This window comes from Nocardia exalbida NBRC 100660, from assembly GCF_000308575.1.
Classification (GTDB): Bacteria; Actinomycetota; Actinomycetes; order Mycobacteriales; family Mycobacteriaceae; genus Nocardia; species Nocardia exalbida.
Window position 1 is genome coordinate 117,665 of record NZ_BAFZ01000119.1, and the last position, 21,286, is coordinate 138,950.

At 68.4% G+C, this 21,286-nt stretch carries 22 protein-coding genes; 9 read left to right on the plus strand and 13 right to left on the minus strand.

Annotation, left to right across the window (positions count from 1 at the left end):
- Nucleotides 1-164: 164 nt before the first annotated feature.
- Nucleotides 165-1,394, minus strand: coding sequence for a helix-turn-helix domain-containing protein (locus tag ON29_RS27180; protein WP_040870657.1), 1,230 nt, complete (start codon nt 1,392-1,394; stop codon nt 165-167).
- Nucleotides 1,395-1,904: 510 nt separating this feature from the next.
- On the opposite strand from ON29_RS27180, the gene ON29_RS27190 reads away from it, so the two are divergent.
- Nucleotides 1,905-2,153, plus strand: a complete 249-nt coding sequence (locus ON29_RS27190) for a hypothetical protein (protein ID WP_040870660.1) — start codon at nt 1,905-1,907, stop codon at nt 2,151-2,153.
- Between the two features lie 184 nt (nt 2,154-2,337).
- On the opposite strand, the gene ON29_RS27195 is transcribed toward ON29_RS27190, so the two are convergent.
- Together ON29_RS27195 and ON29_RS27200 are read right to left on the minus strand one after the other, a co-directional pair.
- Nucleotides 2,338-2,595 (minus strand): hypothetical protein, encoded by a 258-nt coding sequence (locus ON29_RS27195; protein WP_040870662.1) that lies wholly within the window; start codon nt 2,593-2,595, stop codon nt 2,338-2,340.
- 124 nt (nt 2,596-2,719) lie between these two features.
- A complete protein-coding gene (locus tag ON29_RS27200) occupies nt 2,720-3,277 on the minus strand; it encodes a TetR family transcriptional regulator (RefSeq protein WP_040870664.1) in 558 nt (185 codons plus the stop codon).
- Nucleotides 3,278-3,316: 39 nt separating this feature from the next.
- Here ON29_RS27200 and ON29_RS27205 point away from each other — a divergent pair, with 39 nt between their 5' ends.
- Nucleotides 3,317-4,561, plus strand: coding sequence for a KasA/KasB family beta-ketoacyl-ACP synthase (locus ON29_RS27205; protein ID WP_051175628.1), 1,245 nt, complete (start codon nt 3,317-3,319; stop codon nt 4,559-4,561).
- Between the two features lie 180 nt (nt 4,562-4,741).
- Nucleotides 4,742-5,455 (plus strand): thioesterase family protein, encoded by a 714-nt coding sequence (locus ON29_RS27210; protein WP_245549123.1) that lies wholly within the window; start codon nt 4,742-4,744, stop codon nt 5,453-5,455.
- A 117-nt stretch (nt 5,456-5,572) separates the two neighbouring features.
- Here the strand turns inward: ON29_RS27210 and ON29_RS27215 are convergent, their stop codons facing one another.
- Nucleotides 5,573-5,980, minus strand: a complete 408-nt coding sequence (locus tag ON29_RS27215) for a glyoxalase superfamily protein (protein ID WP_040870665.1) — start codon at nt 5,978-5,980, stop codon at nt 5,573-5,575.
- Between the two features lie 64 nt (nt 5,981-6,044).
- Nucleotides 6,045-6,689: a TetR/AcrR family transcriptional regulator gene (locus ON29_RS27220; protein WP_040870667.1), complete on the minus strand. Its 645-nt coding sequence runs from the start codon at nt 6,687-6,689 to the stop codon at nt 6,045-6,047.
- A gap of 85 nt (nt 6,690-6,774) precedes the next feature.
- Between ON29_RS27220 and ON29_RS27225 the strand changes: the two genes are divergently transcribed.
- Together ON29_RS27225 and ON29_RS27230 are read left to right on the plus strand one after the other, a co-directional pair.
- Nucleotides 6,775-7,857 (plus strand): epoxide hydrolase family protein, encoded by a 1,083-nt coding sequence (locus tag ON29_RS27225; RefSeq protein ID WP_040870669.1) that lies wholly within the window; start codon nt 6,775-6,777, stop codon nt 7,855-7,857.
- 107 nt (nt 7,858-7,964) lie between these two features.
- Complete coding sequence (locus tag ON29_RS27230; RefSeq protein WP_040870670.1) at nt 7,965-8,588, plus strand: NAD(P)-dependent oxidoreductase; 624 nt, start codon at nt 7,965-7,967, stop codon at nt 8,586-8,588.
- A 63-nt stretch (nt 8,589-8,651) separates the two neighbouring features.
- Here the strand turns inward: ON29_RS27230 and ON29_RS27235 are convergent, their stop codons facing one another.
- Entirely contained in the window at nt 8,652-9,788 is a 1,137-nt protein-coding gene (locus ON29_RS27235; protein WP_040870671.1) for a GTP-binding protein, read from the minus strand.
- 90 nt (nt 9,789-9,878) lie between these two features.
- On the opposite strand from ON29_RS27235, the gene thiD reads away from it, so the two are divergent.
- Complete coding sequence (gene thiD, locus ON29_RS27240; RefSeq protein ID WP_040870673.1) at nt 9,879-10,724, plus strand: bifunctional hydroxymethylpyrimidine kinase/phosphomethylpyrimidine kinase; 846 nt, start codon at nt 9,879-9,881, stop codon at nt 10,722-10,724.
- A 160-nt stretch (nt 10,725-10,884) separates the two neighbouring features.
- Here the strand turns inward: thiD and ON29_RS27245 are convergent, their stop codons facing one another.
- Complete coding sequence (locus ON29_RS27245; protein WP_040870676.1) at nt 10,885-11,607, minus strand: TetR/AcrR family transcriptional regulator; 723 nt, start codon at nt 11,605-11,607, stop codon at nt 10,885-10,887.
- A gap of 68 nt (nt 11,608-11,675) precedes the next feature.
- Nucleotides 11,676-11,798 carry a hypothetical protein gene (locus ON29_RS37535; RefSeq protein WP_281032571.1) on the minus strand — a complete coding sequence of 41 codons (123 nt, stop codon included), beginning with the start codon at nt 11,796-11,798 and terminating at the stop codon, nt 11,676-11,678.
- 156 nt (nt 11,799-11,954) lie between these two features.
- Between ON29_RS37535 and ON29_RS27250 the strand changes: the two genes are divergently transcribed.
- From ON29_RS27250 to ON29_RS27260, 3 genes are all read left to right on the plus strand, one after another.
- Nucleotides 11,955-13,232 (plus strand): bifunctional glycosyltransferase family 2/GtrA family protein, encoded by a 1,278-nt coding sequence (locus tag ON29_RS27250; RefSeq protein WP_051175629.1) that lies wholly within the window; start codon nt 11,955-11,957, stop codon nt 13,230-13,232.
- Entirely contained in the window at nt 13,232-15,265 is a 2,034-nt protein-coding gene (locus tag ON29_RS27255; protein WP_040870677.1) for a glycosyltransferase family 39 protein, read from the plus strand. Before ON29_RS27250 ends, ON29_RS27255 begins: the two co-directional genes overlap by 1 nt.
- 333 nt (nt 15,266-15,598) lie before the next feature.
- Nucleotides 15,599-15,964: a hypothetical protein gene (locus ON29_RS27260; protein WP_040870678.1), complete on the plus strand. Its 366-nt coding sequence runs from the start codon at nt 15,599-15,601 to the stop codon at nt 15,962-15,964.
- 22 nt (nt 15,965-15,986) lie between these two features.
- Here ON29_RS27260 and ON29_RS27265 read toward each other — a convergent pair whose 3' ends face one another.
- From ON29_RS27265 to ON29_RS27285, 5 genes are all read right to left on the minus strand, one after another.
- Nucleotides 15,987-16,544 (minus strand): TetR/AcrR family transcriptional regulator, encoded by a 558-nt coding sequence (locus ON29_RS27265; protein WP_040870680.1) that lies wholly within the window; start codon nt 16,542-16,544, stop codon nt 15,987-15,989.
- Between the two features lie 128 nt (nt 16,545-16,672).
- Complete coding sequence (locus ON29_RS27270; protein ID WP_040870881.1) at nt 16,673-17,287, minus strand: TetR/AcrR family transcriptional regulator; 615 nt, start codon at nt 17,285-17,287, stop codon at nt 16,673-16,675.
- 5 nt (nt 17,288-17,292) lie between these two features.
- Nucleotides 17,293-18,069: an enoyl-CoA hydratase family protein gene (locus tag ON29_RS27275; RefSeq protein ID WP_040870682.1), complete on the minus strand. Its 777-nt coding sequence runs from the start codon at nt 18,067-18,069 to the stop codon at nt 17,293-17,295.
- An 11-nt stretch (nt 18,070-18,080) separates the two neighbouring features.
- Complete coding sequence (locus ON29_RS27280) at nt 18,081-19,241, minus strand: acyl-CoA dehydrogenase family protein (RefSeq protein WP_040870683.1); 1,161 nt, start codon at nt 19,239-19,241, stop codon at nt 18,081-18,083.
- On the minus strand, nt 19,241-21,280 hold the full coding sequence (locus ON29_RS27285) for an acetyl/propionyl/methylcrotonyl-CoA carboxylase subunit alpha (protein WP_051175630.1): 2,040 nt from the start codon (nt 21,278-21,280) through the stop codon (nt 19,241-19,243). The genes ON29_RS27280 and ON29_RS27285 overlap by 1 nt, the downstream gene beginning before the upstream one ends.
- Nucleotides 21,281-21,286: the final 6 nt, after the last annotated feature.

Below are 21,286 nucleotides of genomic sequence, written 5' to 3' on the forward strand. Positions count from 1 at the left end.
GAAAGCACCCGACGCCGAGGGCATCAACACCAGCCAGCGGCCATAGCTGCGCTGGCGCGGCCGAGATGAGGAATCGGCCCGCTCACCCCGGCGTCGGGGCCGGAGCTGACGTTATGAGCAGGGGCACAACGGATTTGTCCTGAAAGGACAGGCCGTGGTCGAGGTCAGTTTCTGGGTGCAAGGTCAGGTGCGATTCCCAGACGCCAGGCCAGGCCGCGCAGATTCCGGCCGCCTGCATCCCGTCGAGCAGTACGTAGCTGATCCGCGATGGCTTCGCGAACGAAGAAGTCAGTGCGAACTTGTTGCGGTGCGATGTCTTCCGCTTTCATGAGCAGGGCAATGCCCATGTCTCGGTACTTCGGCTCGGTAAGGAGCGTCCGCCCGGCTTCGGCGTAGTAGTTGGCCCGACGGGACGGCGACGGAATGGATTCGACCGGCAGATCACGCGCCACCTCCACAGCACTGGGCCCGTCGCCGAGTTCCATTCCGATAGACGACCGCCACATCCCAACGTTGGTACGGCCGAACCACAGTCGTGCGAAGCTACCGACCTCCTCATTCATCCGTGCCGCGACAGCTGCGGCCTCTGCGAGGTGTGTGTTGGCGGTGTCCCTGTCGGATTGCACCGCTCCCGCCAGCGCTGCGGACAAGTGGAGCATGCCGTACGCCTGCAATACAGAGCAGTCATCGAGATGCGGCCTGAGCCTGTCGGCTGTGCGCACAGCGCGGTCGTACTGCTTCGAACGCGATAGCGAGCCCGCGATGCTGCCGCGCAGCCACACCGCGAACCCGATCCACGCGGGCGACTCGAGTTCTTCCGCACATGCATGCGCGGCCTTGACGATCATGATCGGCAAGCCCCGAACTCCGAGCCGCTTGGTCGTCTGCGCCAATGCGTAGTAGCAACGGATGATGCCTACCAAGACTTCACGTCTCAACTCGGGGCGTCGGACATACGCCGAATGCAACTCGGTCAGCAATCCAGGAGCTAGCAGGCAGGCAGCCGCGTAGTCGGTGGACTCCCGAACAACCTCCAGCGCAGCCAGATCCGCCGCGATTTCCGCCCATTCGCGTATATCTGTCCCGGGATCCGTGCCGAGTTCACAGATCTCCAGCGCATTCTCGACGGCAATCAGACCGGCATACGCCTCAGCCGCTGGTCCATCGGTGGTCTCCCACGGCTGGCCATTGAATTCCGAGGGGGACACCTTCAGCGCACGTGCGATCGCCTCGAGGGTGGCGCGATTGGACAGCGGTTGTTCCCCGCGCTCGAGCCGACCCAGGTATCCATAGCTGATACCGGCCAGGCCCGCGACCACCTCGAGGCTCTGCCCGCGCCACGCGCGGATCTCGCGCAGCCTGCGCCCGACTTCGTTCGGTGGAATGTCGTTCATGGCGTACTCCTCCGCCGATGGCTACAACTTGCGACGGTACCTGTTGCTCCCAGCGTGCGCGTGGCAGGCGGGTTAGAGGATTTCGAGGTGCCTGGCATGGCTCCCGAGATAGTCGGGGATTGTTAACGCACGGCCGCAAACTGCGGGATCGGGGGCGCATCAGGTCGGCGACACCGGGACGAGGAAGGCGAAGGATGCGGCCGTGGAGACGCCTAAGAAAGGCACAAGCGGCTCCACCAGGGGCGGAAGGTCAAGCATCGCCGCGTCGCGAGTTCATCGAAGAAGTAACAGGAAGGTTGTAGGTGAACGACGACGAACACCAAGTCTGGGAGTTCGCGGTAGGACTCGGGCTGCCCGACGCGACCGGGCCCGGCGCCCTCGATGGCGAGGGCATCCACCCGATCGCGCTGGCGCTCGAAGAGAGCGCCCATCGAATCCGCGGGGTGAACCATATCCGTGCTACACCAGCTTCGGACCGGTCACGGCTGTCGATGAGTTCGCTCAGCGCGCATGGGGGATGCCTACGACCCGGCGCGCATCCCAGTCGAATGCCGTCTCGCCGTGTACGCGACCGATGACGAGCTGGATGAACTGGTACTGGCGGTTGCGGAGGATCTCGGCCTGGACCAGGACGGATACTCGACAGTAGTCGGCCGGAAGGTCACCCTCGGCCTGCGGGCCATCTCCTTGGAATCGCCCGAGAACCGCTTCTACCAGCACCTCGTCGACCAGCATCAGGATCAACCCACCACGGATTGACTCCGTCGCACTGAAGGCAGCATGCCGCCCTAACTTCTGGCCCGGAGGCGCTTCGAACTCGGCCTATTCCTGGCCGATCAGCTGGGCAGGAACACCTGCCCGCCACCCAGCCTGCGGCAGCATGGAACGACTTCGCGGGCTTCTGTGTCCCCCCATCCAGGTGGTCGGTCGAGCTGGTAGCCGGTCAGCCCCAGTACTCGCCGCGCTTCTTGCGTTCCTCCACGTCGGCCAGGTATTCGGCTTCTTGGTCGGTGCCGAGCTTGTCTTCGTCGCCAAACCGGTCACGCAAGTGGATTCGCTCGTTTTCCGGTACGGCGTCGCGGCGCGCGTTGAATGCCGCGAATCCTGCTTTGATCTTCTCCAGCTCCTCAGCGGAAATATCGTCGTCGTACGGATATTCACCGGGTGCGTAGAACGTTTTCCCGTTGATTTCTTCCGGCATCGTTCTCTGTCCTTTCTACGGCCGCGGCAGTTCGCGCATCTGGATTATGATGCGCCCTGTCTCGGAGCCGGGTTGTTTTCGATCCAGGCATATGAGGATCTCTTCCCGATGCCGATAAGCGAGGTCAGAGCACTGTCTGCTCGATCAGTCGGCGGGCCGCGCGATCGGTGCGCTCGACCTCGCCGGTGATCATCCGGTCCTGCAAGATCCCGCGCAATCCCGACACGAGCAGGGTCGCAACGACTTCGGGGTCGTCAATGGACGGGAGGTCGCGCAGCCCGTCGGCCAGGGCCGACACGAACGCGGAGATCGCCGAGGTTGCGTAGTCGGCGTACGGACTTCGTGGCGCACAGGCGGCACCGACGACTTGCAGCATTACCCGGACGCTCGTGCGACCCTCACCCGAGGTGTTGGCGGTCCAGAAGTCCCACAGCCGGTCGCGCAGTTGGGACGCGTCGGCGATGTCGGCGAAAAAGGCCGCAATGTCGGGGCGCTGCGTCGCCAGCGCTTGGACCAGCAGCTCTTCCTTGGTCGTGAAGTAGTAGATCAGCATGCGCGAGCTGGTGCCGAGTTCGGCGGCCAGTGGGCGCAGCGACAGGTCCGCGAGGCCGTGGTCGGCGATGTAGCGCACCACGGCGGCGAGCAGTTCGGCGCGTTTGGCGTGGTCTAGGGGGCGGGCCATGGGTTGACTGTAGCGATTGGTACAGGTATTCATGACATCGTGACTGTAACAATCGCTTCAGAAACTCGGGATTCGGTGGTGGTCACCGGGTACGCGGCGACCACGTCGCTGGCCGACGACATGGACACGACCTGGTCCGGATTGCTGGCGGGGCACAGCGGAATCGGCGCGCTCGCGGACGATTTCGTGGCCGAGTACGACCTGCCGGTCCGCATCGGCGGCAAGCTGAAGTCACAGCCCGGCGCCGAGCTCACCCGGGTCGAACAGCGCAGGCATTCCTACGTCGAGCGGATGGCGCTGGTGCTCGGCCGCCGGGTCTGGCGTTCCGCCGGCGCGCCCGAGGTGGACGGTGACCGATTGGCGGTGGCCATCGGCACCGGGCTCGGCGGCGGCGACGCGCTGATCTCGGCGGTCGACGCGATGCGCGCGGGCGGTTATCGGAAGGTGTCGCCGATGTCGGTGCCGATGGTGATGCCGAACGGTCCCGCCGCCACCGTCGGGCTCGAGATCGGAGCGCGGGCAGGTGTTTTCGCTCCGGTGTCGGCCTGCTCCTCGGGTTCGGAGGCGATCGCGCACGCGTGGCGGCTGATCACCACCGGCGAGGCGGACGTGGTGGTGGCGGGCGGCGTCGAAGGGCATATCGACGCCGTGCCCATCGCGAGTTTCGCCATGATGCGCGCCATGAGCACTCGCAACGACGACCCGGAACGCGCGTCACGCCCGTTCGACCGGGACCGCGACGGATTCGTCTTCGGCGAGGCGGGCGCGCTGCTGGTGCTCGAGTCCGAGCGGCACGCTCGCGCGCGCGGGGCCGCCGTGCACGGGCGGGTACTCGGCGCGGGAATCACCTCCGACGCCTATCACATCGTCGCGTCCGAGCCGGAGGGCATCGGCGCGGCTCGAGCGATGCGCAAGGCGATCGAGACCGCAGGACTGCGGGCTTCGGATATCCAGCATGTGAACGCGCACGCCACGTCGACCTCCATCGGCGACGCGTCGGAGGCCAACGCGATCGCGTCCGTCGTGCCCGATGCCTCGATCTACGCGCCGAAGTCCGCGCTCGGACATTCGATCGGGGCGGTCGGGGCGCTGGAGTCGCTAATCACGCTGCTCACGCTGCGTGACCAGGTCGTTCCACCCACTCTGAACCTCGACAACCTCGACCCGGCGATCGATCTGGACATCGTCGCGGGCGCGCCGCGCACCCAGCGCATCGATTTCGCGCTGAACAATTCGTTCGGCTTCGGCGGTCACAACGTCGCGCTGGCGTTCGGCCGGGTCTGATTCCGCGGTCACCCGCTCGCACCGGCATTCGGCGGGGTCTGACGACGGAGGGCATCACCTCGCGGGCTAACGTCGTGGGACAACCGACCACTTGGCCCGAGGGACGGACATCGACGTGAGCGAGAGAATCGAGAACACAGCTTGCGGCCGCGCGCGACGTAATCGAGGCGGGACACGGTCATGAGTGACGCGTTCTACCTGCCCGACCCTGCTCAACCAGGTCGTTTCCTCTCGACCGAGCTGACCCGCGGCCCTTGGTCGCCGGACGCCCAGCACGCCGGTCCGCCCTCGGCGCTGCTCGGTCACGTGATCGAGCGGTGCGAGCCGCGCCCGGGGTTCCAGGTCGGCCGGGTCGCGGTCGAGATTCTCGGCCCGGTCCCGCTGGCACCGCTGACGGCGGAAGCGCGGGTCGTCCGTCCCGGCCGCAGCGTCGAGCTCATCGAGGCGACGCTGTCGACCGAGCGGGGGCCGGTGATGCGCGCGAATGCCTGGCGGTTCAAGCTGTCCGAACCGGAATTGCCGCTGCCGGAACGTTTCCTGCCCACCGGCACACGTCCCGGTCCCGAACACGCCGACGTGCCCGCGCCGTTTCCGTCCACGCAGCCGGTGGGCTTCCACACCGCCATCGAATACCGCTTCGTCAGCGGCTCCTTCACCGAGCCCGGCCCTGCGGTCTGCTGGATCAGGATCAAATATCCGATCGTCGCGGGCACCGAGCCGAGCCCGCTGGAACGCACCCTCGCGGCGGCGGATTCCGGCAACGGCGTCAGCGCGGTCATGGACTGGTCGAAGTACCTGTTCATCAACACCGACCTGACGGTCACCCTGCACCGCCAACCCGCAGGTGAATGGGTCTGCCTCGACGCCGTCACCTACCCCAACCCCATGGCATAGGTATGGCCGAATCGGCGCTCTACGACGAAAAGGGCCCCTTGGGCCGCAGCACGCAAACCCTCTTCCTCGGCAACCGATAGCCGAGGCAGACCCACTCGGCGTTCGTCGCGACAACGCTCACGGACGGGTCGAGATCTGTTGGACGCCCCAGCCGTTCCCGTCCGGATCGGTGAAGAAGAAGAATCCGACGTTGTCGAGTGGGTCGGGCATGGGGGTGGGGTTCTCGCCGAGGACTTGGATTTCGGTGACCTCGACGCCTCGGGCGGTGAGCTCCTCGTGGGCCTTGCGCAGGTCGTTGACCACGAGTTGCAGGCCCTGCTGGGAGCCGGGTGTCATGTCGGGCACCGCGCCCTTGCCGATCACGATCGAACAACCCGAGCCGGGTGGGGTCAGTTGCACGATGCGGACGTTGTCGTCGATCCTGGTGTCGTGGTCGACGGCGAAGCCGAGTCGCTCCGCGTAGAAGTTCTTGGCTCGGTCGATATCCGACACGGGCACGATGACGACCTCGAGTGTCCAGTTCACGGCGCATCCTTTCGGGGCGGACAGCGGTATTCCTACCAGTGCGGACCGGTTGGCGCGGGAGAAATCATCGCCGAGCCCAGCGCCAGTTGAACTCGTCCGGCGCGGGCGGGGGGCCGGGAAGTTCGCCGTCCGCGCTCAGCCCGGCCAGGAGCATCGCTAGCACGCGGCGGCGCAGTTGGACCGTGCGCTGCGGATCGGGCACCGCGACGGCCGCGCAAGACTCCAGGATCAGGCCGAGATCCTGCGGCGTGAGGTCCGAACGCAGTTCGCCGGTGGCGTGGGCACGGCGCACGAGTTCCTCCGTGACCTTCGCGGAGTGCTGCACATCGGGCAGCATCGATTCGTCGGGGTCGAAAGTGCCCGCGAGATGCACGGCCAGCGAGTGTACGTCGGCGTCCACCACTCGCTCGAGAAAGCCGACCAGGCCGTGCCAGCCGTCCGGATCTTCCAGCGCCGCATCTGCTTCCGCGTTGTACCGGCGCAGACCCTCGTGGCAGAGCGTGCGCAGCAGCACCTCCTTGCTCGGATAGCGGCGATACAGCGCACTGATCCCGACGCCCGCGCGTTCCGCGACGGCGGAGATCGGGGCCGTGGCGTCGGCGAGGAACACGGCGCGGGCGGCCTCCAGGATCAAGCCGTCGTTGCGGGCGGCCTGCGCCTTGCGACCGGGTAACCCCTTCTGAGGCGGGGCGTCGGATGTTTTCGGCATGACATCAGGATAGCACTTGAACGGAATGATCCGTTCTGTTACGGTTCAATCAGAACAGAGCATTCCGTTTCAAAAGGAGCAGAACATGACCGCGATCACCCCCTTCCGCATCGACGTCGACCAGGCCGACCTGGACGACCTGCGCGATCGCCTCGCGCGCACCCGCTGGGCCGAGCAGATCCCCGGCTCGGGCGATACCTACGGGGTGAGCGTCGAGCGAGTGCGCCACCTGGTCGGCTACTGGCGCGACGGGTTCGACTGGCGCGGGGTGGAGAACTCGTTGAACGCCTACCCGCAGTTCACCACCGAGATCGACGGCCAGAACATCCATTTCCTGCACGTGCAGTCCACCCGGGAGGACGCGTTTCCGCTGATCCTCACGCACGGCTGGCCCGGTACCTTCGTCGAGTTCGTCGGCGTCATCGAGCCGCTCACCGCCGCCGGGTTCGACCTGGTGATCCCCTCCGTGCCCGGGTACGGCTTCTCCGGACCCACCACCGAGGCGGGCTGGAACGACAGCCGGATCGCACGCGCCTGGGCGGAGCTGATGCGGCGGCTCGGTTACACCCGCTACGGCGCGGTGGGCAACGACGGCGGTTCGCAGATCTCGCCGGAACTCGGGCGGGTGGCGCCGGACCAGGTGGTCGGCGTGCACGTGACGCAGGTGTACTCGTTCCCGTCCGGCGATCCGGCGGAGCTGGCCGATCTCGATGAGGGCGAGCAGCGGTCGCTGGCCACCCTGGACTGGTTCGTGAAGAACAAGATGGGCTTCAACGTGTTGCAATCGCAGCAACCGCAGACGCTGGCGCACGCGATCACGGACTCGCCCGCCGGGCTGGTCGGCTGGAACGGCCAGTTGCTCGGTCCGGACCTCGACGACGACTTCGTGCTCACCAACATCGCGATCCACTGGCTCACCGGCACCGCGGGTTCGGCGATCCGGCACTACTTCGAGAAGGACAAGGCCGAGCACCCGACGGCACCGACCACGGTTCCGCTCGCGCTGTGCGGCTCCACCGGGGACTTCCACGGCATCCGCCGCTTCGCCGAGCACGACCACAACATCGTGTCTTGGCGCACGCACGACGTGTTCACCCACTACCTGCACCACGTGGCGCCCACGTTGATGGCGGAGGAGATCACGGAGTTCTTCGCCGAGCTGCGCTGAGACTTTCTCTTATGGCATCGAGACTTGTGGCCATGGTTCGTCTCGTTTCCCGCTGATGTACTGGATTCATCAACGGCACAGCAGCTTTCGAAACAGGAGAGAAAACCATGAAAATCGCAGTCTTCGGAGCCACCGGGACCGTCGGCCGTCACGTCGTCGAGCAGGCGCTGCGGGAGGGCCACGAGGTGACGGCCTTCACCCGCAGCGCCGCGAGCGTCACGCAGCGGCACGACCGGCTGCGCGTGGTGGAAGGTGATGTGCTGGACACGAATTCGGTGCGGCGAGCGGTGCAGGGGCAGGACGCGGTGCTGATCTCGCTGGGCAACGGGCGCAAGGGCGTGGTCCGGGCGGGCGGCACCGCCGCGATCATCGACGCGATGAATCGCACGGGCGTCAAGCGGCTGATCTGCCAGACGACGCTCGGCGTCGGCGACAGCCGGGGCAACCTGAACTTCCTGTGGAAGTACGTGATGTTCGGGTTGCTGCTGCGCCCGGCCTATGCCGATCACGTCCAGCAAGAGGAATACGTCCTGGCCAGCGACCTGGACTGGACGATAGTGCGGCCGAGCGCGTTCGCCGACGGACCGGCCACCGGCAGCTACCGGCGCGGATTCCCGGCGGGCGAGCGCGGCCTGAGCCTGAAGATCGCCCGTGCCGACATCGCCGACTTCATGATCGAGCAACTAACCGACACGACTTATCTCCGCCAGGCGCCCGGCATCTCGAACTGAGCGCGCCATGCGGTGGCACGGCAGCGGCCCATGCCCCGGAGCCGGGAGCATGGGCCGCGATCTTCAGGCGTGCTCGTGCAGTTCCCCCCACGCCGGGAAGGGATCGGGATACTCGGCCCACGCGCCCGGCCCCTCGGCGAACTCCGCGTCGGCGAGCAGGGCGCCATCCAGTAGCGAGCGCACCTTGTCGCAATCCAGCTTGATCCCGATGAAGACGATCTCCTGCCCCGGCGGCACTTCCAGCGACGACCACCAGGCGGCGGGTTCGAAAACCAGGTTCGGCCCCGCTTGCGACCACACCGCGGCCAGCGTCGACCGGCTCGCGATCCAGCAGAATCCTTTGCTGCGCAGCAGACCTCGCAACTGCTCCAGCGCGGCCGAGAGGCGCAGCGGATGGAACGGCCGATCGGCGGTGTAGGTGAGACTGCGAATGCCGTACTCCTCGGTTTCCGGCGTGTGCCCGCCGACGAGTTCCTCCGCCCAGCCCTCGGCCTCCGCGGCGACCACCGGGTCGTAGCGGCCGGTGTCCAGGACCTCGGCCAGATCGACCACACCGTTGCTGGTGCGCAAGACGTGGGCACGCGGGTTCATGCGGCGCACCGTCGCCTCCACCGCCCCCGCCGCGGCCGCGCCGACCAGGTCGGTCTTGTTGACCAGCAGGACGTCGGCGAACTCGACCTGATCCACCAGCAGGTCGGCGATGGTGCGCGCGTCGCCGTCGCCCGCTTGCAAGTTCCGCTCGGCCAGCGCCTGCCCGCGCGCAACCTCCGCGAGGAAGGTCGAAGCGTCGACCACGGTCACCATGGTGTCCAGCCGGGCGACGTCACCGAGCCGGAAGCCGTCCTCGAATTCCCAGTCGAACGTCGCGGCCACCGGCATCGGCTCGGAGATGCCGGTCGATTCGATCACCAATTGATCGAAGCGGCCTTCGCGAGCGAGCCGGGCAACCGCTTCGATCAGGTCCTCGCGCAGGGTGCAGCAGATGCAGCCGTTGGTCAGCTCGACCAGCTTCTCCTCGGTGCGGTCCAGGTGGCCCTGGCCGGCGACCAGCGCGGCGTCGATGTTGACCTCGCTCATGTCGTTGACGATGACCGCCACCCGGCGGCCCTCCCGGTTGGCCAGGATGTGGTTGAGCAGCGTCGTCTTGCCCGCACCGAGGAAGCCGGACAGCACGGTGACGGGAAGCAGGTCGGAGTCCATGACATTAATGATAACGATTTTCATTTGCTATCTGCGCGCGGGTTCCGGTTGCCGGTGGCCGCCGGACCCGGTCGCCGTAGGGTTTGTGTCGTGAAACTGCTGCCATTGCCCGCCGAGGGGCAGACCCCCGTCCGGGCGCTCACCATCGCCGGTACCGATTCCGGCGGAGGCGCCGGAATCCAAGCCGATACCCGCACCATGGCGCTGTGCGGTGTGCACGCACTGGTGGCCGTCGCGGCGGTGACCGTGCAGAACACGGTGGGCGTCAGCGGCTTTCACGAGATCCCGCCGCAGGTCGTGGCCGATCAGGTGCGCTCGGTGACCACGGACATCGGCGTCGGCGCCGCGAAGACCGGCATGCTCGCCTCCACCGCGATCATCGAGGCGGTCGCTGCGGTGTGCCAGGAGGTCGGCATCGGTCGCGACGGCGAGATTCCGCTGGTCGTCGACCCGGTCGCGGCCTCGATGCACGGCGATCCGCTGCTGCACGCCGAGGCGCTCGACGCGCTGCGCAGCACCCTGATCCCGCTCGCCACCGTGGTGACACCGAACCTGGACGAGGTCCGCCTGCTCACGGGTATCGACGTCGACGACGAGGATTCGGCGCGGCGCGCGGCCGAGGCGCTGCACAAGCTGGGGCCGCGGTGGGCGGTCGTGAAGGGCGGGCACCTGCGTTCCTCCGAGTACAGCACCGACCTGCTGTTCGACGGCGAGCGGTTCCTCGAGTTCACCGCCCCGCGCATCGCGACCGGCAACGACCACGGCGGCGGCGACACGCTGGCCGCCGCGACCGCCTGCGCGCTGGCCCACGGCTATTCGGTGCCCGAAGCGATCGAGTTCGCCAAGGAGTGGACCTACCGCTGCCTGGCCGCGTCCTACGATCTGGGCGCGGGCCACGGGCCGGTGTCCCCGCTGTGGCGATTGCATGGAAACTGAGCCGGGCAACCGCGCGGCGCACGCCATTTCTTGTCGGTGGGCGCTGCGATACTGAGGACGTCGCCGACACGGATGGCTTCAACGGCGAGGCGATCGGAACAACGACGTTCGGCGTGGATGCGGCGAAGACCTCGGCGCCCGGCCCGGGGGGCGCTGGCGGTCACAGAGCGGAAAAGGCACGGTGCAGCGGAAGATCGGCTGCGATCGCGATGCCGTGCAGCCGAGCGCTGGCCGCCACGAGCGCGAAGATGATCTCGCTCAGATAGGCGGCGAACTGCTCGACCGGCATGGCGGGCGGCTCCACCCGGTTCACCCCCAGCCACCAATCGGTGGCCGAGGCCACCGCGCCGAAGATCGAATAGATCACCAGTTCCGCGCTCGCGACCTGCACCGACTCCTCGTCCACGGCACCGGCGAACAGTTCGGCGGCGCGGTGGGCGGACTGCCGGGCCGATTGCAGGGCGCGGTCGGCGTCGTCGGAGCGTTGCGTGAAATGGCTGTGCAGCATGAACCGGAAGACGTTCGGCTGCCGCGACACCACCTGCGCGTATTCGGACGCGGCGCGGCGCACCAAGTCAGCCGCCGAGTCGCCGGTCAGGTCGAAACTGGTCATGATCTGTTCCCAGAGCATGTCGCGCACCCGGTCGACGATCGCGTTGTAGAGGTCGGTCTTGTCTTCGAAATGGCGATACAGCTTCGGTTTGGCCGCGCCCGCCTCCTTGGCGATATCGCCCATGCTGACCGCGGGGCCGAATTTGTCGAGCGCGCGGAAAGCCGCGTCGACGAATTCTTCGCGCACCTTCCTGCGATGCTCGCGCCAACGCTCGGTGCGCGCGTCTACACGTTTGCGCGGCGGGTCGTCTTCCGTCCGGCCGCTGAGCATCACGAATCGGGATGCTACCTGTCGACCGGGGACGGGATCCGGCCGTCGGCCGGGTCCCGTCCCACCGGTCAGTGTTTGCTGGAACCAGCGCCGCTGTCACCCGCGGTCTTGGCCTTCTTCTCCGCTCGCTTTTCCTTCAGGGACTTCCCGGATTTCTTGGACATCGAACTGCGCGGAGATTTGTCGGACAAACGTGGTCCTTTGCTCGGAGAACCTGAATGGTCCCGCTGTCATCGACCGTACGCTACGGGGCCTGCCCGCGGCGTGATCCGGCTCGGGCGCCACCCCCAGGAACCTCACAGCTGAGGCCCAGCAGCGTGGCAGCGTAGCCGTCGAATGTTGTTCGCATGACCGAGACCTTGACCGTCGCGGCGGCGGAACGGACCGAGACCACGGGTGCGCCCGTGCTGGACGTGGTGATACCCGTCTACAACGAAGAGGCCGACCTCGGCGTGTGCGTCCGCAGACTGCACGCCTACCTGCGCGACGGGTTCCCCTTCCCGGCGCGCATCACGGTCGCCGACAACGCGAGCACCGACGACACGCTCCAGGTCGCCCAGCTGCTCGCCGAAGAACTGGACGACGTACGGGTGGTGCACCTGTCCGCCAAGGGACGCGGGCGTGCGCTGCGAGCGGTGTGGGAACGCTCCGACGCGCAGGTGGTCGCCTATATGGACGTCGACCTGTCCACCGACTTGAACGCGCTGCTGCCCCTGGTCGCACCGCTGATCACCGGGCATTCCGACCTGGCCATCGGCACCCGGCTCGACGCCGCGTCCAGGGTGGTGCGCGGACCCAAGCGCGAGATCATCTCGCGCTGCTACAACCTGCTGCTGAAAGCCTCACTGCGCGCGCACTTCTCCGACGCCCAGTGCGGCTTCAAGGCCATGCGCACCGACGTGGCGCGCCGCCTGCTGCCGCTGGTGCACGACGGCGAATGGTTCTTCGACACCGAATTGCTGGTGCTCGCCGAGCGGGCGGGGCTGCGCATCCACGAGGTTCCGGTGGACTGGATCGATGATCCGGACAGCCGCGTCGACATCATCGACACCGCGCGCAAGGACCTGCTCGGCATCTGGCGGCTCGGGCGGGCGCTGGCCACCGGCACGCTGCCGCTCGAGGAACTGCGCCGGTCGGTGGGCCGGGAACCGCTGGTGCCCGGGGTGCCGCTGGGCATGGTCGGGCAACTCGTGCGGTTCGCGATCGTCGGCGTGCTGAGCACGCTGGCCTATCTGCTGCTCTACGCGCTGTTGCAGCCGCTCGCCGGCGCGCAGGTGGCGAACTTCGCCGCGCTGCTGATCACGGCGGTGGGCAATACCACCGCCAACCGGGCCTTCACCTTCGGCGTGCGCGGCTCGAACGGAGCCGTGTCGCATCAGTTCCAAGGGCTGGTGATCTTCGGGATCGGCTTGGCGCTCACCAGCGGATCGTTGTTCGCGCTGCATCGGTGGGCGCCGGACGCCTCGGTGCACCTGGAGCTGTTCGTCCTGGTGGTGGCCAATCTGGTGGCGACGCTGTTGCGGTTCGTCGGGCTGCGCTGGGTGTTTCGCGACAGCGGAGGCGACGGCGCGCCGAGCGCACCGGCTCTCGCCGCCGCCGGAAGCGCCGCCGAGGGAGACCGTTGATGACGGCGACGCTCACCGCGCAACCCGCCGCGACCGACCCGCGGCCGAGGCCGCGCCGGAACTGGGAGTATCCGGCGCTGGCGGCGCTACTGATCGGCACGGCGGTGGCGTATCTGTGCAACCTGAGCGCCAACGGTTGGGCGAATTCGTTCTACTCGGCTGCGGTGCAGGCGGGTTCGGTCTCGTGGAAGGCGTTCTTCTTCGGGTCCTCCGACGCGGCGAACTCGATCACCGTGGACAAACCGCCCGCCTCACTGTGGCTGATGGAGTTGTCGGTGCGGGCCTTCGGGCTGGGCAGCTGGAGCATCCTGGTGCCGGAGGTGTTACTCGGGGTGGCCAGTGTGGCACTGCTGTGGGCGACGGTGCGCAGGCCGTTCGGGCCCGCGGCCGGATTGCTCGCCGGGTTGGCGCTGGCGGTGACGCCCGTGGCGGCGCTGATGTTCCGGTTCAACAATCCCGAGGCGCTGCTGGTGTTCCTGATGGTCGCGGCCGCCTGGGCGATGACGCGGGCGGTGGAGGACGGCCGCTGGCGCTGGCTGATCCTGACCGGCGCGCTGATCGGCTTCGGTTTCCTCACCAAGCAATTGCAGGTGCTGCTGGTGGTTCCGGCGCTCGCGCTGACCTACTCGATCGCGGGCCCGCCGAAACTCGGTAAGCGCATCCTGCAACTCTTCGCCGCCGCAGCCGCGATGGTGGTGGCCGCGGGCTGGTGGTTGCTGGCGGTCGAACTGTGGCCCGCCTCGTCACGTCCGTGGATCGGCGGCTCGCACGACAACTCGATCCTGGAACTCACCCTCGGCTACAACGGGCTCGGCAGGCTCAACGGCAACGAGCGCGGCAGCGTCGGACCGGGCGGCGACCTTCCTCCGGGCGGCAACGGGATGTGGGGAAGCACCGGCATCACGCGGATGTCCGAACCGGCGCAAGGCGGTCAGATCGCGTGGCTGATCCCCGCCGCGCTGGTCGCGCTCGTCGTGGGAATCCTGCTGCGCGGCAGAGCCGCTCGCACCGATCCGCAGCGCGCCTCGCTCGTCCTCTGGGGTGGATGGCTGCTGGGGACCGGGCTGGTCTTCAGCTTCATGGCCGGCATCTTCCACCAGTACTACACCGTCGCCCTGGCTCCGGCCATCGCCGCGCTCGTCGGCGCGGGTGCGGTGTTGTCGTGGCGGGGACGGCACCGGCTGTGGGTGCGGCTTGCGTCGGCGCTAGCGGTGGGCCTCACCACGGCGACCGCCTGGATGCTGTTGTCCCGCAGTCCGGAATGGCAGTCGTGGCTGCGCTGGACGGTGCTGGTCGTCGGCGTGATCGCGACGCTCGCCGTGCTCTTGCCCGCGCCGCGCAAGCTCGCCGTGGCGTCGGCGCTGGCCGTGGCGTTCACCTTCCTCGCCGGACCGGTCGCCTACGCCGTCGACACGATCGCGACGCCGCACGCGGGTTCGATTCCTTCGGCCGGGCCGAACGTCGCGATGCGTGGTCGGCCACCGTGGGGCGAGGGAATGCCGGGGATGAATCGCCGCATGCCGGACGGAACCGGGACCAGCGGCCGCGACGGAGCCGGACAGGTTCCGGGCGGTACGCCGCCGGATGGGCGTTCGCCGGGAACGAGCCCGCAGGGCACGACGCAGGGCGCGCCCGGTGACGGCGGTCCCGGCCCCGGCGGCGGAATCGGCGGTCTGCTCGGGGCGAGCGAACCCAGCGCCCAGGTCGTGTCCCTGCTCGAGCAGAACGGCGGCGACTACACCTGGGTGGCCGCGGCCATCGGCTCGAACAGCGCCGCGGGCTTGCAGCTGGCCACCGAACTGCCCGTGATGCCCATCGGCGGCTTCAACGGCAGCGACCCCTCGCCGACGCTGGAGCAGTTCAAGCGATATGTCGCCGAAGGGAAGATCCATTACTTCGTCGGCGGCGGACGGGGCGGGCCGGGTTCGTCCGACTCCTCCCCCAGCGCCCAGATCACGCAGTGGGTCCAGGAGAACTTCACCGCCACCCAGGTGGACGGGGTCACTTTGTACGACCTGACCGCCGCTCACTGAAACCCGCGATGCGGTCCTGTCGCCCTGCATTCCCCGGGGCCGCATCGCCTCCCGGTGTTCAGCGCGACCCCTGCACCCGCTGAACACCGCATCCGCACCGGTGCCATACCTCGGCGCCGGTGCGGATCGCGTTGTGCGGCAGTGACCTTCCCCGGTCACAATCCCGCGAAGGCACAGCGGTGGAACGTCGAACATGCGACCGGCGACGATGATTCGAGCGCCCGCTCTTGGCATCCCGCAAAACTCCAGCGATGATGATCGGACGCGTGACGGCTCCGGGCCGGTAGCCGGACCATCAGCTGACGTGTCCACCGCGAACTTTCAGGGAAACAGTTGAACGCTTTCATGAAGCTGGCCGTGACGGTGGTCAGCGCACTGGTCGCAACCGCGCTCACCGTCGGATTCGCCGCCACCGCGTCGGCGGCCCCCGCCGATCGAGCCGAATCGATCGCCGCGGCGACCGGCGAACCCCCGCAAGTGACCTACATCAAGGCATGCCTGCCGCCGGGCGACACCATCGAACTGCGCACGGGAATCGGCGCGGCGATCGGCGCCGCGATCGGCGCGCTCGTCGGCCTGCCCGTCTTCTTCGTCGGCGCGATTCCCGGCGCGATCATCGTCGGCTTGATCGGCGCCGCCATCGGAGCTTCCTCCTACGCCATCGATTCGGGAAGGCTCGAGCAGCAAGGTCTGTGCTGAGCAGCGCGGCGTTCGCCGCAGGTCAATCGCTCCCCGCGGCCAGCGCGCGCACCAGCCGGTCCAGCGCGGGGCGTGGATCGAAGTCCGCTGCCGGGTTCACCAGCTGATGCAGGATGATCCCGTCGAGTTGGTCGACCAGGATCCGCGCCGCCGCCCGATCCACGCCGATACCCGCCAGCAGCGAGGCGGTCCATTCGGTCAGCCGCAGATGTCCTCGGCGGATGGTCTCGCGTAGCGCGGGAATGCACTGCGCCTCCAGGAACAGGGCATAGCGGGCCAGGGTGCGCACCCGGTCGTCGCGCACCGCGTGCACGACGAAAGCGGCCATGCCCTCGACGAGTTCGTCGATCGCGCCGGGCGCGGGTTGCCGGGTGAGCACCTCCCAATCCGCGTAGTCGCGCGCCTCGAGGCGCTCGGTGATGCCGATCAGCAGCGCTTCCCGGGTGCGGAAGTAATTGGACGCCGATCCGGCGGGCATGCCCGCGGCCTCGTCGACCGCGCGGTGGGTGAGCGCGCGGGTGCCGCGGGATCCCAGCAGGTCGATCGCCGCGTCCAAGACGAGGTCGCGTTTGGTGGACACCCTTCGAATACTACGTAGGTAGTGATACAGGTTACAGTTGCCCTCCTGGCCACCGCCCTCGTCCTGCTCTCGCGCACACCGAGACCGGTACTCGAGCCACCGCGTCCGGCCCGGTCGCGGGCTCCGGTTCAGCGGGAGGCGTGCAAGGCGGCGTGAAGCGTGGCCGCCCACTGTTCGACTATCCGCTTACGGCGGGCCGAATCGTCGGTGAGAACGTCGGCGAGGCCGAGACCGCGCGCCATGTCCAGGGTCGCCTGCACCAAATGGTGGGTGACCGGGTCCGAGTCGTCCACACCCAGGGCTTCGACCGCGCGGCGGTGCGAGGCGCGCCCGAAGCGGGCCTCCAGCGGGACGATCCGCTCCCGCAACACCGGGTCGGCGGCGGCGTGCGTCCAGACTTGCAGGGCCGCCTTGAACAACGGGCTGGTATAGGACTCGACCAGCCCCGCCACCACCGCCTCGGTGCGGGCCAGCCCGTCACCCAGCTCCGTCAGCGTCGCGGCATCCTGCACCGCCTGCCCGCTGCGGGTGTCGAACATGTACTCCAGCGCGGCGGTGATCAGATCCTCCCTGGTGGGAAAGTGATGCTGCGCCGCGCCACGCGACACCCCGGCCCGTTCGGCGACCACGGCGACCGTCGCGGCCGCCCAGCCCATCTCGGCCAGGCAGTCGATGGTCGCCTCGAGCAGGCGCTGCCGGGTGGCGCGGCTGCGGTCCTGCTTGGGTTCGTGGGGTGTCGCCATGGTCGTCATTCTGCCCAGCTCGGCGGGCGGCGCTGCAAAAAGGCCAGCATGCCTTCGTGCACCTCGGGGGTGCCGAAGAAGCTCGCCGAACGCCGCGCGAGTTCTTCGGCGGAGGCGTCGAACTCGGCGAGGATGCCCGCGTTGACCAGTCGCTTGGCCTCCGCCAGCCCCTGCGGAGAGCCCTTGCGCACCTCCGCGCACAGCCGCGCCACCTCGGCCGCCGGGTCGTCGGCGGTGACGGTGACCAGGCCGATCTCCTCGGCCACGGCGGCGTCGAACTTCTCGCCGGTCAGGTAGTACCGGCCGGCCGCACGCGGGCTGAGCCTGGGCAGCAGGGTCAGCGAGATCATGAACGGCGCCAGCCCGATGCGCACCTCGGTGAGCGCGAAACTGCTGGCCGGTCCGGCCACGACGAGGTCACAGCCCGCCACGATGCCCATGCCGCCTGCCCGTACGTTGCCGTCGATCCGCGCGATCACCGGCTTCGGAATCTCCACCAGCCTGCGCAGCACGCCGATCATGACCCGGGTGCGCTCGTCGGCGGCCACGGCCGGATCGGCGTCACTGGCCTCGCTCAGATCCGCGCCCGCGCAGAAGGTGTTGCCGGTGTGCGCGAGCACGACGACGCGCACCGCGTCGTCGGCGGCCGCGTCGTCGAGCCCGCGCAGCAGCTCGGCGACCAGCTTGGACGACAGCGCGTTGCGGTTGTGCGGCGAATCGAAGGTGAGCGTCGCGACGCCGTCGCTCACCTCGTAACGGACGAACGGAGCCGTCTCGGTCATGCGGCGTCCTCTCAGTACGACTTCGGCAGACCCAGCGAGTACTGGGCGACGAAGTTGAGGACCATTTCCCGGCTGACCGGCGCGATGCGGCCGATGCGCGCGGCGGCGAGCATCGCGGCCAGCCCGACGTCCCTGGTCAGGCCGGAGCCGCCGTGGGTCTGGATGGCCTGGTCGAGCGCCTTGATGCTGGCCTCCGCCGCCGCGTATTTCGCCATGTTGGCGGCCTCGGCGGCGCCCATCTCATCGCCCGTGTCGTACAGGGTCGCGGCCTTCTGCATCATCAGCTTCGCCAGCTCCAGTTCGACCTTCACCTGGGCGAGCGGATGCGAGATGCCCTGATGCGCACCGATCGGCGTCTTCCACACCGTGCGCTCCTTGGCGTACTCCACGGCGCGATCGATGGCGTAGCGGGCCAGGCCGATCGCCATGGCCGCGCCCATGATGCGCTCCGGGTTGAGGCCAGCGAACAGCTGCATCAACGCCGCGTCCTCCTTGCCGACCAGCGCGGTGGAGGGCAGCCGGACGTCGTCGAGGAACAGGCTGTACTGGTGGTCGGGCTCGATGATGTCCATCTCCTGCGCCGTCTTGGTGAAGCCTTCGGCGTCGGTCGGCACGATGAACAGGGCGGGCTTGAGCTTGCCGGTCTTGTGGTCTTCGGTGCGGGACACGATCAGCACGGCCTCGGCCTGGTCGACCCCGGAGATGAAGATCTTGCGGCCGTTGAGGATCCAGTCGTCGCCGTCGCGGCGCGCGGTTGTGGTGATCTGGTGGGAGTTGGAGCCGGCGTCCGGCTCGGTGATGCCGAAGACCATCTTGCCGGAGCCGTCGGCGAGCTTGGGCAGCCACTCCTGCTTCTGCTCGTCAGTGCCGTACTTGGTGATGATGGTGCCGCAGATGGCCGGGGAGACCACCATGAGCAGCAGGCCCGCGCCCTGTGCGGACAGCTCCTCCATCACCAGCGACAGCTCGTACATGCCCGCGCCGCCGCCACCGTACTCCTCGGGCAGGTTCACCCCGAGGAAGCCGAGTTTGCCCGCCTCCTGCCACAATTCGTCCAGCGGCTCGTTCTTGCGCGCTTTCGGCAGCACGTAGTCGCGGTAGTTGTATTTCGCGGCCAGCGCGGCGACGGCGGCCCGCAGCGCCTTCTGCTCGTCGGTTTCGATGAACGACATCAGTTCTCCTGGGTTTCGGTGTTGTCGGCGGCGGGGTCGACGACCGCGAGCACGGCGCCGACGTCGACCTGCTGGCCGACGGTGACGTTCACGGCGCTGAGCACGCCCGCGGCGGGCGCGGCGATGGTGTGCTCCATCTTCATCGCCTCCAGCCACAGAATCGGCTGACCTTGTTCGACCCGGCTGCCGACCTCGGCGCCGAGCCGGATAACGCTGCCCGGCATGGGCGCCAGCAGCGAGCCGGTGGCCACCTGGTCGGCGGGGTCGCTGAAGCGCGGCACCCGGCGCAGCGCCACCGGGCCGAGCGGCGAGTCGACGTAGACCTGGTCGCCGTAGCGGGCGACCTCGAATTGCCTGCGCACCGGTCCGCGTTCGCCCGGAACCGACAGCACGACACGATCGGGAGCCGACTCGACGAGTTCCAGGCCGTCGTGACCGTCCACGGTGACGCCGGTCCGGCCGAAGCGGTATCCCACCTCGTGCGTCCCGGTCGCGCGGCTCTCGTACGACTTGCGCTGCGATTGCGACGGCAGGTTGCGCCACCCGCTGGGCAGTCCGCCGCCTACCCTCGCGCGGCCACGGTTGGCGGCGGCCTCGGCGAGTGCCGCCGCCACGACGGACAGCGCCTCGTCGGACGCCGACACCAGCGGCGCGGCGAGGACGTCGAGCCCGTGCGTGGCGAAGAACGCGGTGTCGGTGTCACCGGCCAGGAACGCCGGATGACGCAGCACGCGCACCAGCAGGTCGCGGTTGGTGACCAGGCCGTGGATCTTGGCGCGGTGCAGGGCCGCGGCCAGCAAGCGGGCCGCCTCGCCGCGCGTCTCGGCGTAGGAGATGACCTTGGCCAGCATCGGGTCGTAGTGCACGCCGACCACCGAGCCGTCTACGACGCCCGTGTCCAGGCGCACGCCCGGCCGGTCCAGCAGGTCGAATTCGGTGCGCACCGAGGGTATGTCGATCCGGTGCACGGTTCCGCTCTGCGGCTGCCAGTCCTGCGCCGGGTCCTCGGCGTAGAGCCGCACCTCGATGGAGTGTCCGCGCATCGCGGGCGGTTCGGCGGGCAGCGCGCCGCCCACGGCGACGTCCAGTTGCAGCCGGACCAGGTCCAGGCCGGTGGTGCACTCGGTGACCGGATGCTCCACTTGCAGGCGGGTGTTCATCTCGAGGAAGAAGAACTCGCCCTGCTCGTCGGCGAGGAACTCCACGGTGCCCGCGCCGGTGTAGCCGATCGCGCCCGCCGCGAGGCGCGCCGCCTCGAACAGCCGCTCCCGCATGCCTTCGGTGCGTTCCACCAGCGGCGACGGCGCCTCCTCGATCACCTTCTGGTGGCGGCGCTGGATGGAGCACTCGCGCTCGCCCACCGCCCAGATGGCGCCGTGCGTGTCGGCCATCACCTGGACCTCGATGTGCCTGCCGGTCTCCAGGTAGCGCTCGCAGAAAACCGTCGGATCGCCGAAGGCGGATTCCGCCTCGCGACGTGCGGCCTCGATCTGCGAGGTCAGATCGGCCAGCTCGCGCACCACCCGCATACCGCGCCCGCCGCCGCCCGCGGATGCCTTGATAAGTACCGGGAGGTGGGACTCGGTGACCTCGGCCGGGTCCAGTTCGGCCAGCACCGGCACTCCGGCGGCGTCCATCATCTTCTTCGAGGCGACCTTCGAGCCCATCTGCTCGATCGCCTCGACCGGCGGGCCGATCCAGACCAGCCCTGCGTCGAGCACCGCCTTCGCGAAATCGGCGTTCTCGGAAAGGAACCCGTACCCGGGGTGGATGGCGTCGGCGCCCGCGGCCAGTGCGGCCTCGATGATCAGTTCACCGCGCAGATAGGTTTCGGCGGGCGTGTTGCCGGGCAGCCGCACCGCGGCGTCCGCCTCGGTGACGTGCGGCGCGGCGGCATCCGCGTCGGAGTACACCGCGACGCTGCCCAGACCCATCCGGCGGCAGGTGGCGAAGATCCGGCGGGCGATCTCGCCACGGTTGGCGACGAGAACGTTCGTGATCTGCCCACCCGTATTCGAATCGCCGTGCGATGCGGTCATATCCGG